Source organism: Brevibacillus dissolubilis (assembly GCF_006170445.1).
Lineage (GTDB): Bacteria > Bacillota > Bacilli > Brevibacillales > Brevibacillaceae > Brevibacillus_B > Brevibacillus_B dissolubilis.
The window spans coordinates 15,520-30,601 of the sequence record NZ_VCNA01000018.1 but is presented as its reverse complement, the minus strand read 5'-3'; the positions used below and the strand labels follow the sequence as shown (position 1 = coordinate 30,601).

Sequence of the window (15,082 nt, the reverse complement as noted above, 5' to 3'; positions counted from 1 at the left end):
CACCCGGTTCCTTTGCCATAGTCGGGGTGCAGGATATTTCCACGGAGAAATGTCCGTTATAAAAATGGGCGAAAAAGGAGGGACTACAATGGCAAAACAAAAGATCCGTATCCGACTCAAGGCGTACGATCACAAAATTCTCGATCAATCTGCTGAAAAAATCGTAGAAACAGCGAAACGTTCCGGTGCTAATGTATCTGGTCCGATTCCACTTCCTACTGAGAAAGCAGTTTACACAATCCTTCGTGCGGTGCACAAATACAAGGATTCTCGTGAGCAGTTCGAGATGCGTACACACAAACGTTTGATCGACATCTTGAATCCAACTCCACAAACCGTGGATGCTCTGATGCGTTTGGATCTTCCATCCGGCGTTGACATCGAGATCAAGCTCTAATTAAGCAAAGAAGTGATACACACGCAAGCGTTGTCTTGGTGTGACTGATAAATAAAGCTTTTCCCTTAACGGCACCCCTCAACATGTCGGGGACTTGATACAACAAAAGGTCATTTTTGAAATTGAAATATGTTACAGGAGGTGGCACAAATGACCAAAGGAATCTTAGGTAAAAAACTCGGGATGACTCAAGTGTTTACTAGCACAGGTGTTGCAGTCCCAGTTACAGTTATCCAAGCAGGTCCTTGCGTAGTTCTTCAAAAGAAAGATGCTGAGAGCGATGGCTATGAAGCAATCCAAATCGGCTTCGACGATAAAAAAGAACACCGCGCGAACAAGCCTGAAAAAGGTATCGCTGCGAAAGCAAACACTGCTCCTAAGCGCTTCATTCGCGAAATTCGCAACGTAACCCTCGGTCAATACGAGGTTGGTCAAGAGCTTAAAGCTGATCTGTTTGCCGAAGGAGAGGTTGTTGACGTCTCCGGCGTGACTAAAGGTAAAGGTTTCCAAGGTGCTATCAAGCGCCACAACCAATCCCGCGGTCCAATGGCTCACGGTTCCCGCTACCATCGTGGCCCAGGTTCTATGGGTGCGATCGCTCCTAACCGTGTATTTAAAGGTCAAACACTCCCTGGTCAAATGGGTGGCGACAACGTAACCATCCAAAACCTCGAAGTTGTTAAGGTTGACGCTGAGCGTAACCTGATCCTCGTTAAAGGTTCCATCCCTGGACCAAAAAACAGCTACGTAGTCGTTCGTGCGGCTGTCAAAAGTAACTAAGGAAAGGAGGAACTGACATGCCAAAAGTAGCTCTTTATAACCAAACTGGTGCTCAAGTGGGTGAAATTGACCTGGCGGACAGCGTGTTCGGTATCGAAGTTAACAACGCGGTACTCTACGATGCAATCGTGATGCAACAAGCTTCCCTTCGTCAAGGTACTCACGACGTTAAGAACCGTTCTGAAGTACGCGGTGGTGGTCGCAAACCATGGCGCCAAAAAGGTACTGGTCGCGCTCGTCAAGGTTCTATCCGCTCTCCACAATGGAAAGGCGGCGGCGTAGTATTCGGTCCTACCCCACGCAAATACGGTTACAAACTCAACAGAAAAGTTCGTCGTCTGGCTCTCTTGTCTGCACTCACTTCTAAAGTGCAAAACAACGAACTGCTCGTTCTTGAAGCGCTGAACTTCAACGCTCCAAAAACAAAAGAAATGAAGTCCGTTCTGACTGGCCTCAACGTAGACCGTAAAGTTCTGATCGTGACTGCAGATTATGACCAAAACGTAGCTCTTTCCGCTCGTAACATCGCTGGCGCGAAAATCGTTGACGCAGCAGGCATCAACGTTCTCGACCTCGTAAAACACGACAAAGTGATCGTTACTAAAGATGCGGTAGCTAAAGTAGAGGAGGTGCTCGCATAATGAAGAGCCTTCACGATGTAATCAAGCGCCCTGTCATTACCGAGCGCACCACTGATATGATGGCTGAGAAGAAGTACGTTTTCGAAGTACCTCTCAAAGCTAACAAAACCGAAATCAAACTGGCTGTAGAAAAAGTCTTCGGCGTAAAAGTTGACAAAGTAAACACGATCCGTGTTGCTGCGAAACCTAAACGCTACGGCAAATACGCTGGTTACACTTCCGAATGGAAAAAAGCAATCGTAAAACTCACCGCTGACTCTAAAGATCTCGAATTCTTTGAGGGCGTGTAAGCTCGACGACTCACATAAGGAGGGAAATGTACATGGGTATCAAAAAGTTTAAACCAACTTCTCCTGGTCGTCGCCAAATGACGGTTTCTACCTTCGAAGAGATCACAACCTCCACCCCGGAGAAATCTCTCTTAGCTCCACTTAACAAACGAGCTGGCCGTAACAGCCAAGGTAAAATTACCGTTCGTCATCAAGGTGGCGGTCACAAGCGTAAATATCGTATCATCGACTTCAAACGCAACAAAGACGGCATCATCGGTCGCGTTGCTTCTATCGAGTACGATCCAAACCGTACAGCTAACATCGCTCTGATCAACTACGCTGACGGTGAAAAACGCTACATCCTCGCTCCACTGGGACTTAAAGTAGGCGATCAAATCGTTTCTGGTGCAGATTCTGACATCAAAACCGGTAACGCTCTGCCACTCGAAAACATCCCAGTAGGTACAACCATTCACAACATCGAGCTTAAACCTGGTAAAGGTGGACAACTCGTACGTGCAGCTGGTGGTTCCGCACAGCTTCTCGGTCGTGATGGTGAGTTCGTAATCGTACGTCTTGGTTCTGGTGAAACCCGCCGCATCCACAAAGAATGCCGCGCTACCATCGGTCAAGTAGGTAACCTCGATCACGAATTGATCAACATTGGTAAAGCAGGCCGTTCCCGCTGGATGGGTATCCGTCCAACAGTTCGCGGTAGCGTAATGAACCCTAACGATCACCCACACGGTGGTGGTGAAGGTCGCGCGCCAATCGGTCGTAAAGCACCTGTTACTCCTTGGGGTAAACCAACTCTTGGTCTCAAAACCCGCAAGAAGAAAAACAAGAGCAATAAATACATCATCCGTCGTCGTAAGAAGTAAGGATGAAACAATAACCGAACGCCTCTGGCGAAGGGAGGTTCACTTATGGGACGCAGCTTGAAAAAAGGCCCTTTCATTGATGACCACCTGATGAAAAAGGTGCTTGAGTTGAACGAGAAAAACGAGAAGAAAGTTGTAAAAACTTGGTCTCGCCGTTCTACTATTTTCCCTGACTTCGTTGGTCATACGCTTGCAGTATACGATGGTCGCAAACACGTACCTGTTTATGTGACTGAGGACATGGTTGGTCACAAGCTTGGTGAATTTGCGCCGACTCGTACCTTCAAGGGTCACGTCGACAACGATAAGAAATCCAAGAGACGTTAATTTTTCTCTTCATAGAGAGGAGGCACAATGATGGAATCTAAAGCTATTGCTAGAAATATCCGCATCGCTCCTCGTAAAGTTCGCTTGGTAGTAGATTTGATTCGTGGTAAGAAGATCGGCGAAGCGATCGCGATCCTCAAGCACACTCCGAAAGCAGCTTCTCCAGTAGTGGAGAAACTCCTCAAATCCGCTATCGCGAATGCGGAGCATAACTACAACATGGATCTTGAGAATCTGGTTGTAGGACAGGTATTCGTGGACCAAGGTCCAACTTTGAAACGCTTCCGCCCGCGCGCTATGGGCCGTGCAAGCCGTATTCATAAACGCACTAGCCACATCACAGTGGTACTAAACGAAAAATAAGGAGGGAAAACGTGTGGGTCAAAAGGTAAGTCCGGTTGGTCTCCGTATTGGCGTTATCCGTGACTGGGAATCCCGTTGGTACGCTGACAAAGATTTCGCATCTTTGTTGCACGAAGACCTTCGTATCCGTAAGTACATTAAAGGCCGTTTGAAAGATGCAGCGGTTTCCACCATCGAAATCGAACGCGCAGCAAACCGCGTTAACGTAACTATCCACACTGCGAAACCTGGTATGGTTATCGGTAAAGGTGGCGCTGAAGTAGAAGTACTTCGCAAAACTCTTTCCGAAATGACAGGCAAGCGTGTACACATCAACATCAACGAGATCAAGAAGCCAGATCTCGACGCTACTCTGGTAGCTGAAAACATCGCTCGTCAACTCGAGAACCGTATCTCTTTCCGTCGTGCTCAAAAGCAAACGATCTCCCGCACTCTCCGTGCAGGCGCTAAGGGTATCAAAACCCTCGTTAGCGGTCGTCTTGGCGGCGCAGATATCGCTCGTTCCGAAGGTTACAGCGAAGGTACCGTTCCACTCCACACTCTCCGTGCGGACATCGACTACGGTACAGCTGAAGCGCACACCACTTATGGTCGCATCGGCGTAAAAGTATGGATCTATCGTGGCGAAGTTCTTCCAGCTCGTAAGAACGTAGCTACTGAGGAAGGAGGCAAATAACGATGTTGACTCCAAAACGCGTAAAATGGCGTAGACAACACCGCGGCTCCATGACCGGTAACGCGAAAGGCGGTACAACCGTAGCTTTCGGTGAATTCGGTCTGCAAGCTCTTGAGCCATCTTGGGTAACCAACCGTCAAATCGAGGCAGCTCGTATTGCGATGACCCGTTACATCAAGCGTGGCGGTAAAGTATGGATCAAAATCTTCCCAGACAAACCAATCACCCAAAAGCCTCTCGAAGTGCGTATGGGTTCCGGTAAAGGTTCTCCTGAACACTGGGTTGCTGTAGTAAAGCCAGGCAAAGTTATGTTTGAACTTGCTGGTGTATCTGAAGAAGTAGCGCGTGAGGCAATGCGCCTTGCTATGCACAAACTTCCTATCAAATGTAAGTTTGTGAAGCGTGAAGAAACGGGTGGTGACGCACATGAAGGCTAATGAGATCCTTAATCTTACCACTGCCGAGATCGAACAAAATATCTCTTCCCTCAAGGAAGAATTGTTTAACCTTCGTTTCCAACTGGCTACTGGCCAATTGGATAACACGGCTCGTATTAAGCAAGTGCGTAAGGATATCGCACGCGCGAAGACCATCCTGCGCCAACGTGAATTGGGAATCGGCTAATAAAGGAAGGAGGTCCAAACGATGACCGAACAACGCAATCTCCGCAGAACCGTGCAAGGTCGTGTCGTTTCTGACAAGATGGACAAAACCATCGTTGTACTCGTAGAAACCTACAAGAAGCACACTCTGTATGGCAAACGCGTTAAGTACTCCAAAAAGTTCAAAGCTCATGACGAGAACAACACAGCGAAAATCGGCGATATCGTGGAAATCATGGAAACTCGTCCACTTTCCAAAGATAAGCGCTTCCGCCTTGTGAAAATCGTTAAAGAGGCTGTTATCCTTTAATAGATGTAGACTCGGATCGTTTAATAAATCCGAAGGGAGTGACTCAGAATGATCCAAACCCAATCCAGACTTGCTGTGGCTGATAACTCTGGTGCGAAAGAACTGATGTGCATCAAGGTTTTGGGCGGTTCCGGCCGTAAAACAGCTAACATCGGCGATATCATCGTTTGCTCTGTCAAATCCGCTACACCCGGCGGCGTTGTCAAGAAAGGTCAAGTAGTTAAAGCGGTTATCGTTCGCAGCGTTAGCGGTTCCCGTCGTAACGATGGTTCTTACATCCGTTTCGATGAGAACGCAGCGGTTATCATCAAAGAAGATAAGTCCCCACGTGGAACTCGTATCTTTGGACCGGTAGCTCGTGAACTCCGTGAAAAAGACTTTATGAAGATTATCTCTCTGGCTCCTGAGGTTATCTAATCGATATACAGTAAGCAGTTTGTTCGATAGGAGGTGCACCAAGCGATGCACGTGAAAAAAGGCGATACCGTTATCGTTACTGCGGGCAAAGACAAAGGCAAAAAAGGTCTCGTACTTGCCGCATATCCGAAAAATGATCGTGTGTTGGTAGAAGGCATTAATCTCGTGAAGAAACATGCTCGTCCTTCCCAAGCAAACCCACAAGGCGGCATTATCACACAAGAAGCGCCAATCCATGTTTCCAACGTATCTCACGTTGATCCGAAATCTGGTAAACCAACCCGCATTGGTTATAAAGTACTGGAGTCCGGTAAAAAAGTTCGTTACGCAAAAAAATCTGGCGAAACTCTCGACAAGTAGTCAGGTCGGAAAGGAGGTTGTCCTAGATGGCGACTAGATTGAAAGAAAAGTACACTAGTGAAATCGTTCCTGCTCTCATGTCCAAGTTCAACTACTCCTCTGTGATGCAGGTTCCTAAAGTAGAAAAGATCATCATCAACATGGGTGTTGGTGAAGCGGTTCAAAACGCGAAAGCTCTTGATACTGCTGTCGAAGATCTTCAACTTATCTCTGGTCAAAAGCCAGTGGTGACTCGTTCTAAAAAATCCATCGCAGGTTTCAAGCTGCGTGAAGGTATGCCAATCGGTGCAAAAGTTACTCTCCGCGGTGAGCGTATGTATCAATTCCTCGATAAATTGATGAACGTATCTCTCCCACGTGTACGTGACTTCCGTGGTATCTCTTCCAAGGCTTTCGATGGTCGTGGTAACTACACTCTCGGTCTGAAGGAACAACTTATCTTCCCAGAGATCGAGTACGATAAAATCGACAAGATTCGTGGTATGGACATCGTAGTTGTTACTTCTGCTAAAACCGACGAAGAAGCACGTGAATTGTTGACCCTCATGGGCATGCCATTCCGTAAATAAACCCTATCGTAAGGAGGGAACATTGTGGCAAAGAAATCAATGATCGTGAAGCAACAGCGTCAGCCGAAGTTTAAAGTTCAAGCTTACACTCGTTGCGAACGTTGCGGTCGTCCGCACTCTGTATTACGCAAATTTAAACTGTGCCGTATTTGCTTCCGTGAATTGGCTTACAAAGGTCAAATTCCTGGCGTGAAGAAAGCATCTTGGTAATATAGAAGGGAAGGAGGTTATTTCTCATGGTTATGACTGACCCAATTGCAGATATGCTTACTCGTATTCGCAATGCGAACCTGGTTCGTCACGAGAAAGTAGAAATCCCTGCATCTAACATCAAAAAAGAAATCGCTCGTATCCTTAAAGAAGAGGGTTTCATCCGTGATGCAGAATTCATCGATGATAACAAGCAAGGCGTAATCCGCCTGTTCCTCAAATACGGTACTGGCAATGAGCGCGTTATCACTGGTCTGAAACGCATCAGCAAACCTGGTCTTCGCGTTTACGCGAAAAACAACGAAGTACCACGTGTACTCGGTGGCCTTGGTATCGCAATCCTGTCTACATCCAACGGTCTGATGACTGACAAGCAAGCTCGTCAATCTCACGTTGGTGGCGAAGTACTCGCATACGTTTGGTAATAACAGATTTACGCACTGGAGGTGCAAGACATGTCACGTGTCGGTAGAAAACCGATTACAATCCCTGCAGGCGTTACAGTAACTCTGAACGGTACTGAGTTGACTGTAACTGGCTCTAAGGGTACTCTCGTTCGTAATTTCCACTCGGATATTACAATTGAAATCTCCGAAAACGAGATCAATGTTGGACGTCCATCTGACAATAAACTTCACCGTTCCCTTCACGGTACAACTCGTGCCCTGATTGCAAACATGGTTACTGGCGTATCCGCTGGTTTTACCCGCACACTCGAACTCGTGGGTGTAGGTTACCGTGTTGCTAAAAACGGCAACGGTGCAACTCTTTCCCTTGGTTTCTCTCACCCAGTAGAGGTTACTCCTGAAGCTGGTATCGAACTCGAGATTCCAAACCAAACTACCTTGATCGTTAAAGGGATCGATAAAGAGCGCGTAGGCCAAGTTGCTGCTGAAATCCGCTCCTATCGTAAACCTGAGCCGTACAAAGGTAAAGGTATCAAGTACAGCGATGAAGTTGTTCGTCGTAAAGAAGGTAAAAAAGGTAAGTAAGCTTCATAGTCCTTTTAGAAAGGAGGCCGCGTAAATGTTTACGAAAGGCGATAAAAATAAAGCTCGGAAAAAACGTCACCTTCGCATCCGTAACCGCATTGCAGGAACTGCTCTGCGCCCGCGCCTGAACGTGTTCCGTTCTTCCAAACACATCTACGCTCAATTGATTGATGATGCTACAGGTACTACAATCGTATCTGCATCTTCTATGGATAAAGAACTCGGCTTGACCTCTGGTTCCAACATCGAAGCAGCAGCTGCTGTTGGTACTTTGGTTGCAAATCGTGCGAAAGAAAAAGGTCTCGAAGAAATCGTGTTTGACCGTGGTGGTTACCTCTATCATGGCCGTGTAAAAGCACTCGCTGAAGCAGCTCGTGAAGCTGGTCTGCAATTCTAGAGACGAAGAAACAAGGAGGGAAAAGAATGCGTATCGACCCTAGCAAATTGGAGCTAGAAGAAAAAGTCGTCGCTGTTAACCGTGTAGCTAAAACGGTTAAAGGTGGTCGTCGTATGAGCTTCAGCGCTCTGGTTGTTGTCGGTGACCGCAATGGTCATGTTGGCGCTGGTATGGGTAAAGCCCAAGAAGTACCAGACGCAATCCGTAAAGCAATCGACGATGCTAAGAAAAAATTGATCCGTGTACCTCTCAAAGGTACTACCGTTCCACACGAAGTTCTCTGCCACTTCGGTTCTGGCCGCGTACTGATCAAGCCTGCTTCTGAAGGTACGGGTGTTATCGCCGGCGGTCCTGTACGTGCGGTACTCGAACTTGCTGGTGTAGGCGACGTACTGTCCAAATCCCTGGGTTCTAACAACCCAATCAACATGGTCAACGCTACGCTGGAAGGCCTTAGCCGCCTGAAAACAGCGGAAGATGTTGCGAAACTTCGCGGCAAAACCGTTGACGAATTGTTAGGTTAAGGAGGGAATGAACATGGCAAAGCAACTGCAAATCACCCTCAAACGCAGCTTGATTGGTCGTCCACAAGACCAAAAAGCAACTGTGGAAGCACTCGGTCTCCGTAAAATCCGCCAAACAGTGGTGAAAACGGACAACGATGCGATCCGTGGTATGATTTTTAAAGTAAAACACCTTGTAGAAGTACAAGAAGTGGAAGCTTAAGATAAGATTTTTCACGTAAGGAGGTGCAACGTATGAAATTGCATGAACTGAAACCAGCAGAAGGTTCCCGCCACGTGCGCAAACGTCTTGGTCGCGGTATTGGTAGCGGCCTTGGTAAAACCTCTGGTAAAGGTCATAAAGGTCAAAACGCTCGTTCCGGCGGTGGTGTACGCCCAGGCTTCGAGGGTGGTCAAAACCCACTCTATCGTCGTCTTCCTAAGCGTGGCTTCAACAACATCAACCGTAAGGAATACGCAATCGTTAGCCTTGATGCATTGAACCGTTTCGAAGAAGGTACTGTTGTAACACCTGAGCTTCTCAAAGAGACAGGCGTAATCAGCGCGATCCGTGACGGCGTAAAAGTCCTGGCCAACGGCGAACTTACAGTTAAACTTACAGTAAAGGCTCACAAGTTCTCCAACACAGCTGTTGAGAAGATCGCTCAAGTCGGTGGAACCACTGAGGTGATCTAATGTTTAGAGGTCTCTCTAACATATTTAAAGTAGGCGACTTGCGTCGGAAGGTGGTTTTCACCCTCTTGATGCTCGTCGTCTTCCGAATTGGGACTCACGTTCCGGTTCCAAACGTAAACGTTGAGATTCTCCAACAAAGTGCTCAAAGCAACTTTCTTGGGTTTCTGAACACCTTCTCCGGTGGAGCGCTTCAGAACTTTTCCGTGTTTGCGATGGGGATCATGCCGTACATCACGGCATCGATCATCATGCAGCTTCTATCCATGGATGTGGTTCCGAAGTTCACCCAATGGTCGAAGGAAGGCGAAGTTGGCCGCCGTAAAATTGCACAACTAACCCGATATGGTACGATTGTATTGGGCTTCATTCAATCCATTGGGATGACCATTGGATTTAACCGTATGTATCCGGGGCTGGTCTCGGACACATCTTGGTCCAGCTACGCGTTGATCGCTTTGACGCTGACAGCGGGTACGGCATTCCTGATGTGGCTTGGTGAGCAGATCACGGAAAAAGGAATCGGTAACGGTATTTCCTTGATCATCATGGCAGGTATCGTTGCTGCGGTTCCAAACGGTATTACGACGATTATCCAAACCCAATTCGGTGATGCGAATAACCAAGTGTTCTTCGGAATCCTGAAATTGATCGGTGTGTTCCTCGTCATTGTAGCGCTGATTGTTGGAGTTATCTTCATGCAGCAGGGTATTCGTAAGATACCGGTACAATACGCGAAACGGGTAGTCGGCCGTAAGATGACGGGTGGTCAATCCACTCACATCCCACTCAAAATTAACTCTGCTGGTGTTATCCCTGTAATCTTCTCCGTCTCGCTGGTTATGTTCCCATCGACGATCGCAAGCTTCTGGGTTAACCCGCAAGGCACGGGCATCGCTACTTGGATCTATAACAATTTTCAAGTGAATGCACCACTCGGTATGACCTTGTACGCATTCCTGATCATTGGATTCACTTATTTCTACACGTTTGTTCAGGTTAATCCTGCACAGATGTCCGAGAATATGAGAAAAAACGGCGGTTACATTCCTGGAATCCGTCCTGGTAAAAACACCGAAGTATATATCACTCGTACTTTGAACCGCCTCACGTTAGCTGGTGCTCTATTCCTTACATTTATTTCGATTATGCCATTCTTCTTCAGTGCGATTGCGCAGCTGCCACAATCGATCTACATCGGGGGTACTTCCCTTTTGATCCTGATCGGTGTCGTACTGGATACAATGAAACAGATCGAAAGCCAAATGATTAAGCGTCACTACGAAGGCTTCATTAAATAGTCGGGCGAAATTACAGAGAAAGATAGCTTCCGCTTCTATCCATAAGCGTAGAAGTGGAAGAGATCTGGTGTTCTATTGGACGGAGGGGAATGAAACGTGAATATAATTTTGATGGGTCTGCCTGGTGCAGGTAAAGGCACACAAGCTGAACGTATTGTAGCTACTTTTGACATCCCGCACATTTCAACCGGCGACATGTTCCGCGCTGCGGTAAAAGAAGAGACTGAGCTCGGTCTTGAAGCGAAGTCTTACATGGACAAAGGTCTTCTGGTTCCAGATGAAATCGTAATCGGGATTGTCCGTGATCGTCTCTCCAAAGACGATTGCGCTAAGGGCTTCCTTCTTGATGGTTTTCCGCGCACGGTTCCTCAAGCTGAAGCACTTTCTGCCACACTCAAAGAACTTGGTCGCGAGCTGGAGCACGTAATCAACATTGACGTACGCCGTGAAGTGTTGGTTGAACGACTCACTGGTCGCTGGATCTGCAAGACCTGCGGTGCGAGCTATCACACCGTATTCAATCCACCAAAAGTGGAAGGGATCTGCGATAAAGACGGTTCAGAGCTCTACCAACGTGACGATGACAAGGCAGAAGTTGTTACGCAACGCCTTGATGTTAACATTGCACAAACCCAACTGCTCGTAGATTACTATGATGGTCAAGGTTTGCTCCGCACCATTAACGGTGAGCAAGACATCGAAGTCGTATTCGAACAAATTGCGTCTCTGTTGAGAGGGTAAGCGCTAATGATCATTTTAAAGTCGAAGGCTGAACTCGAGATTATGCGTGAAGCTGGACGCATCGTCGCATTGACTCATGAAGAGTTGGCTAAGCATGTAAAACCTGGTGTGACGACCAAAGAGCTAGATGAGGTGGCCGAAACCTTTATTCGCAGCAAAGGTGCGATTCCATCGTTTAAAGGCTATGGCGGATTCTCCGGCAGTGTCTGTGCTTCGGTCAACGAGGAACTCGTACATGGGATACCAGGAAAACGCACATTACAAGATGGAGATATCATTAGTCTCGACATTGGCGCCCAGTTTCAGGGTTACCACGGTGACTCCGCATGGACGTACGCTGTCGGCAAGATATCTGAAGAAGATCAGCGCTTAATGAAGGTCACAGAAGAATCGTTATACAAGGGTTTGGAGAAAGCCATCCCTGGTGGGCGTCTCTCTGATATCTCACATGAAATCCAAGTCTATACCGAAGCTCACGGCTTCACGATTGTTCGTGAGTATGTCGGGCACGGTATTGGGAAAAGCTTGCATGAAGACCCGCAGATTCCAAACTACGGACCTCCCGGTAGAGGACCGCGTTTGAAACCTGGTATGGTTCTGGCGATTGAACCGATGGTGAATGCTGGCGAACGTTATGTCCGCACGTTGGAGGACAATTGGACGGTCGTAACAGTAGATGGGAAAAAGTGCGCGCACTATGAACACACCATCGCGATTACAGAAGATGGGTATGAGATCTTAACGAGACCCTAAACAACGTGTATATCGAGATTGTCGTTCAACGTGTGGACGATAAGTTTCTAACCGAGGAAAGTGGCTTGATTCATGTAATGAAGTTTACCTACTCATGAATGACTGGAGAAACAGTAAAGGAGAGATCTCATGGCCAAGGACGATGTTATTGAGGTAGAAGGTACCGTCATCGAACCACTACCAAATGCGATGTTTCGAGTAGAACTTGAAAACGGACATAAGGTACTGGCTCACGTTTCTGGTAAGATCCGCATGCACTTCATTCGGATTCTTCCAGGTGACAAAGTAACGGTCGAACTGTCACCCTACGATTTGACTCGCGGTCGTATTACGTACCGTTACAAATAACGAACTCAACCCCTAGAAAAGGGAGGCAAAAACCATGAAAGTCAGACCATCGGTTAAACCGATTTGCGAGAAATGCAAAGTGATTCGTCGCAAAGGTAACGTAATGGTTATTTGTGAAAATCCAAAACATAAGCAAAGACAGGGTTAATCCCCAAGGAGGTGCTTCTTAAGCATGGCTCGTATTGCAGGCGTAGACTTGCCTCGTGAAAAACGCGCGGAAATCGCTCTGACCTACATTTTCGGTATCGGTCGTTCTACTTCTCAACGCATTCTGGCTGAAACCGGTATCGACGTGAACACTCGTGTACGCGACCTTACAGAAGACGAAGTAAACAAACTTCGTGAATTCATCGACAAGAACATCAAGGTTGAAGGTGACCTTCGCCGTGAGATTTCTTTGAACATCAAACGTCTGATGGAAATCGGCTGCTTCCGTGGTATCCGCCATCGCCGTGGTCTTCCAGTTCGCGGTCAACGTACTAAAACCAATGCTCGTACGCGTAAAGGTCCTCGTCGTACAGTAGCTGGTAAGAAGAAGTAAAGGAGGGTAAATTAAGACATGGCTAAAAGAAAACAAGCTGCCACTACACGTACTCGTCGTCGTGACAGAAAAAATGTAGAAGTCGGTATAGCTCACATCCGTTCTACTTTTAACAACACGATTGTTACGATCACTGACCCACATGGCAACGCAATTTCTTGGTCCAGTGCTGGTGCCCTCGGCTTCCGTGGTTCCCGTAAAAGCACTCCGTTTGCTGCGCAAATGGCTGCTGAAACGGCTGCCCGCACAGCAATGGAACACGGTATGCGTTCCTTGGAAGTACTGGTAAAAGGCCCAGGTGCAGGTCGTGAAGCTGCGATCCGTTCTCTGCAAGCTGCTGGTTTGGAAGTCAACATGATTAAAGATGTTACACCAATCCCGCACAACGGCTGCCGTCCACCAAAACGTCGCCGCGTGTAATCGGGTTTATAAAGTTCAGAACTTGTCCATATTAGAAATGGTAGATTCTGCTTTTCGGCTTGACATGCACGCACAACGGTAAACCGCCGAAGGGAAATTCCACTGGTGGGCTTGCACAAGCCCATCGGGAATTTTCGACGTTTTGAAGGAGGGTTTGTTTACATGATAGAAATAGAAAAACCAAGAATCGAGGTTGTGGAAGTTAACGACGATAATACCTATGGTAAATTCGTTGTTGAGCCCCTTGAGCGTGGTTACGGTACAACTCTAGGCAACTCACTCAGACGGATACTTTTATCCTCTTTGCCTGGCGCAGCAGTCACAACCGTGCAAATTGATGGTGTCTTGCACGAGTTTTCGACGGTCGAGGGAGTCGTAGAGGACGTCACCGAAATCATTCTCAACATCAAGGGTCTGGCTCTGAAGATCCACTCCGATGAAGAAAAGGTTCTCGAGATTGACGCTGAAGGCGAAGGCCCTGTAAAGGCAGGAGATATCCGTGCTGATAGCGACGTGGAGATCTTAAACCCCGATCTGCACATTGCTACCTTGGCGGCTGGTGGTCGTTTGCACATCCGAATGACAGCCGGACGTGGTCGTGGATATGTTCAAGCTGAAGGTAACAAATCTGAGGACATGCCAATTGGCGTAATTGCAATCGATTCGATCTACACTCCAATCAAACGTGTGAACTACCAAGTAGAGAACACGCGTGTTGGTCAAATGACCAACTACGACAAATTGACTCTGGAAGTATGGACGAACGGCAGCATCCGCCCAGAAGAGGCGGTAAGCCTTGGCGCCAAGATCATGACGGAGCATCTTAACCTGTTCGTTGGTCTTACTGACGAAGCGAAAGATGCAGAAATCATGGTTGAAAAAGAGGAAGACAAAAAAGAAAAAGTTCTTGAGATGACGATCGAGGAACTTGATCTTTCTGTACGCTCTTATAACTGCTTGAAACGTGCTGGTATCAACACGGTTCAAGAGTTAACCCAAAAGTCCGAAGAGGACATGATGAAAGTTCGTAACTTGGGACGTAAATCTTTGGAAGAAGTTCAAGAGAAACTGCAAGAACTTGGTCTGTCTCTCCGTCAAGAAGACTAAGAGACAGATGCTCCTGCAGTATCTTCATGAAGGAGGTACTAACATGGCATACCGTAAGTTGGGTCGCCGTTCCTCAGCTCGTAAGGCACTGTTCCGCGACTTGGTAACGGATTTGATCATTAATGAGCGTATCGAAACTACTGAGACAAAAGCGAAAGAAGTTCGCTCTATCGCAGAGAAAATGGTTACGCTCGCAAAACGTGGCGATCTGCATGCTCGCCGTCAAGTAGCTGCTTTTGTTCGTAAAGAGGTAGCAACTGCAGACGGTCAAGACGCAGTTCAAAAACTATTCGATGTAATCGCACCACGCTTCAAAGAGCGTAATGGTGGATACACCCGTATCCTCAAAGTTGGTCCTCGCCGCGGCGACGCAGCACCAATGGCGTATCTTGAATTAGTTGAATAGTGCTTTGTAGCTAGAGAAAGGGTGAGGGCAGAGTCTGGTGTAAACCAGATTCTGATTCATACCCTTTTTTGTTTT

30 protein-coding genes are annotated in these 15,082 nt (G+C 47.3%); all 30 read left to right on the top strand.

Annotated elements, in window-relative coordinates; translation table 11 throughout:
• The first annotated feature begins 88 nt into the window (after positions 1–88).
• The 30 genes from rpsJ to rplQ all read left to right on the top strand — a co-directional run bounded on the left by rpsJ (position 89) and on the right by rplQ (position 15,007).
• Positions 89–397 carry a 30S ribosomal protein S10 gene (gene rpsJ / locus FGI41_RS23800; protein ID WP_003333796.1) on the top strand — a complete coding sequence of 103 codons (309 nt, stop codon included), beginning with the start codon at positions 89–91 and terminating at the stop codon, positions 395–397.
• A 150-nt stretch (positions 398–547) separates the two neighbouring features.
• On the top strand, positions 548–1,177 hold the full coding sequence (gene rplC / locus FGI41_RS23795) for a 50S ribosomal protein L3 (protein WP_139492797.1): 630 nt from the start codon (positions 548–550) through the stop codon (positions 1,175–1,177).
• Positions 1,178–1,194: 17 nt separating this feature from the next.
• A complete protein-coding gene (gene rplD / locus FGI41_RS23790) occupies positions 1,195–1,818 on the top strand; it encodes a 50S ribosomal protein L4 (RefSeq protein WP_139492796.1) in 624 nt (207 codons plus the stop codon).
• Positions 1,818–2,108 (top strand): 50S ribosomal protein L23, encoded by a 291-nt coding sequence (gene rplW, locus FGI41_RS23785; RefSeq protein ID WP_139492795.1) that lies wholly within the window; start codon positions 1,818–1,820, stop codon positions 2,106–2,108. Before rplD ends, rplW begins: the two co-directional genes overlap by 1 nt.
• Before the next feature lie 32 nt (positions 2,109–2,140).
• Positions 2,141–2,971, top strand: a complete 831-nt coding sequence (rplB, locus tag FGI41_RS23780) for a 50S ribosomal protein L2 (protein ID WP_139492794.1) — start codon at positions 2,141–2,143, stop codon at positions 2,969–2,971.
• A gap of 45 nt (positions 2,972–3,016) precedes the next feature.
• Complete coding sequence (gene rpsS / locus FGI41_RS23775) at positions 3,017–3,298, top strand: 30S ribosomal protein S19 (protein ID WP_139492793.1); 282 nt, start codon at positions 3,017–3,019, stop codon at positions 3,296–3,298.
• Between the two features lie 30 nt (positions 3,299–3,328).
• Positions 3,329–3,661, top strand: coding sequence for a 50S ribosomal protein L22 (rplV, locus tag FGI41_RS23770; protein WP_139492792.1), 333 nt, complete (start codon positions 3,329–3,331; stop codon positions 3,659–3,661).
• A 13-nt stretch (positions 3,662–3,674) separates the two neighbouring features.
• A complete protein-coding gene (gene rpsC, locus FGI41_RS23765) occupies positions 3,675–4,337 on the top strand; it encodes a 30S ribosomal protein S3 (RefSeq protein ID WP_139492791.1) in 663 nt (220 codons plus the stop codon).
• Positions 4,338–4,339: 2 nt separating this feature from the next.
• Entirely contained in the window at positions 4,340–4,774 is a 435-nt protein-coding gene (rplP, locus tag FGI41_RS23760) for a 50S ribosomal protein L16 (protein ID WP_139492790.1), read from the top strand.
• On the top strand, positions 4,764–4,961 hold the full coding sequence (gene rpmC / locus FGI41_RS23755) for a 50S ribosomal protein L29 (RefSeq protein ID WP_139492789.1): 198 nt from the start codon (positions 4,764–4,766) through the stop codon (positions 4,959–4,961). Before rplP ends, rpmC begins: the two co-directional genes overlap by 11 nt.
• Before the next feature lie 21 nt (positions 4,962–4,982).
• Positions 4,983–5,249, top strand: coding sequence for a 30S ribosomal protein S17 (gene rpsQ / locus FGI41_RS23750; RefSeq protein WP_139492788.1), 267 nt, complete (start codon positions 4,983–4,985; stop codon positions 5,247–5,249).
• A gap of 48 nt (positions 5,250–5,297) precedes the next feature.
• Entirely contained in the window at positions 5,298–5,666 is a 369-nt protein-coding gene (rplN, locus tag FGI41_RS23745) for a 50S ribosomal protein L14 (protein ID WP_139492787.1), read from the top strand.
• 45 nt (positions 5,667–5,711) lie between these two features.
• A complete protein-coding gene (gene rplX / locus FGI41_RS23740) occupies positions 5,712–6,026 on the top strand; it encodes a 50S ribosomal protein L24 (protein ID WP_139492786.1) in 315 nt (104 codons plus the stop codon).
• A 26-nt stretch (positions 6,027–6,052) separates the two neighbouring features.
• Complete coding sequence (gene rplE / locus FGI41_RS23735) at positions 6,053–6,595, top strand: 50S ribosomal protein L5 (RefSeq protein WP_139492785.1); 543 nt, start codon at positions 6,053–6,055, stop codon at positions 6,593–6,595.
• 24 nt (positions 6,596–6,619) lie between these two features.
• The gene (locus FGI41_RS23730; protein ID WP_139492784.1) at positions 6,620–6,805 is read left to right on the top strand and encodes a type Z 30S ribosomal protein S14; all 186 of its coding nucleotides are present in this window, start codon (positions 6,620–6,622) and stop codon (positions 6,803–6,805) included.
• Between the two features lie 26 nt (positions 6,806–6,831).
• Positions 6,832–7,230, top strand: coding sequence for a 30S ribosomal protein S8 (gene rpsH / locus FGI41_RS23725; protein WP_139492783.1), 399 nt, complete (start codon positions 6,832–6,834; stop codon positions 7,228–7,230).
• Between the two features lie 30 nt (positions 7,231–7,260).
• Positions 7,261–7,797, top strand: coding sequence for a 50S ribosomal protein L6 (gene rplF, locus FGI41_RS23720; RefSeq protein WP_139492782.1), 537 nt, complete (start codon positions 7,261–7,263; stop codon positions 7,795–7,797).
• Between the two features lie 34 nt (positions 7,798–7,831).
• On the top strand, positions 7,832–8,194 hold the full coding sequence (gene rplR / locus FGI41_RS23715) for a 50S ribosomal protein L18 (RefSeq protein WP_139492781.1): 363 nt from the start codon (positions 7,832–7,834) through the stop codon (positions 8,192–8,194).
• Positions 8,195–8,220: 26 nt separating this feature from the next.
• Entirely contained in the window at positions 8,221–8,718 is a 498-nt protein-coding gene (rpsE, locus tag FGI41_RS23710) for a 30S ribosomal protein S5 (RefSeq protein ID WP_139492780.1), read from the top strand.
• A gap of 13 nt (positions 8,719–8,731) precedes the next feature.
• Positions 8,732–8,920 (top strand): 50S ribosomal protein L30, encoded by a 189-nt coding sequence (gene rpmD / locus FGI41_RS23705; RefSeq protein ID WP_139492779.1) that lies wholly within the window; start codon positions 8,732–8,734, stop codon positions 8,918–8,920.
• A gap of 32 nt (positions 8,921–8,952) precedes the next feature.
• Entirely contained in the window at positions 8,953–9,393 is a 441-nt protein-coding gene (gene rplO, locus FGI41_RS23700; protein WP_139492778.1) for a 50S ribosomal protein L15, read from the top strand.
• Positions 9,393–10,691 (top strand): preprotein translocase subunit SecY, encoded by a 1,299-nt coding sequence (secY, locus tag FGI41_RS23695; protein ID WP_139492777.1) that lies wholly within the window; start codon positions 9,393–9,395, stop codon positions 10,689–10,691. The genes rplO and secY overlap by 1 nt, the downstream gene beginning before the upstream one ends.
• A gap of 96 nt (positions 10,692–10,787) precedes the next feature.
• Positions 10,788–11,432, top strand: coding sequence for an adenylate kinase (locus FGI41_RS23690; protein ID WP_139492776.1), 645 nt, complete (start codon positions 10,788–10,790; stop codon positions 11,430–11,432).
• Positions 11,433–11,438: 6 nt separating this feature from the next.
• Complete coding sequence (gene map, locus FGI41_RS23685) at positions 11,439–12,185, top strand: type I methionyl aminopeptidase (protein ID WP_139492775.1); 747 nt, start codon at positions 11,439–11,441, stop codon at positions 12,183–12,185.
• A 129-nt stretch (positions 12,186–12,314) separates the two neighbouring features.
• Positions 12,315–12,533 (top strand): translation initiation factor IF-1, encoded by a 219-nt coding sequence (infA, locus tag FGI41_RS23680; RefSeq protein WP_003333772.1) that lies wholly within the window; start codon positions 12,315–12,317, stop codon positions 12,531–12,533.
• Between the two features lie 34 nt (positions 12,534–12,567).
• Entirely contained in the window at positions 12,568–12,681 is a 114-nt protein-coding gene (gene rpmJ, locus FGI41_RS23675) for a 50S ribosomal protein L36 (protein ID WP_021296640.1), read from the top strand.
• Positions 12,682–12,705: 24 nt separating this feature from the next.
• Positions 12,706–13,074: a 30S ribosomal protein S13 gene (rpsM, locus tag FGI41_RS23670; RefSeq protein WP_139492774.1), complete on the top strand. Its 369-nt coding sequence runs from the start codon at positions 12,706–12,708 to the stop codon at positions 13,072–13,074.
• An 18-nt stretch (positions 13,075–13,092) separates the two neighbouring features.
• Positions 13,093–13,494 carry a 30S ribosomal protein S11 gene (gene rpsK, locus FGI41_RS23665; protein WP_139492773.1) on the top strand — a complete coding sequence of 134 codons (402 nt, stop codon included), beginning with the start codon at positions 13,093–13,095 and terminating at the stop codon, positions 13,492–13,494.
• Positions 13,495–13,656: 162 nt separating this feature from the next.
• Positions 13,657–14,601 carry a DNA-directed RNA polymerase subunit alpha gene (locus FGI41_RS23660; RefSeq protein ID WP_139492772.1) on the top strand — a complete coding sequence of 315 codons (945 nt, stop codon included), beginning with the start codon at positions 13,657–13,659 and terminating at the stop codon, positions 14,599–14,601.
• Positions 14,602–14,644: 43 nt separating this feature from the next.
• Positions 14,645–15,007, top strand: a complete 363-nt coding sequence (gene rplQ, locus FGI41_RS23655; RefSeq protein WP_139492771.1) for a 50S ribosomal protein L17 — start codon at positions 14,645–14,647, stop codon at positions 15,005–15,007.
• Positions 15,008–15,082: the final 75 nt, after the last annotated feature.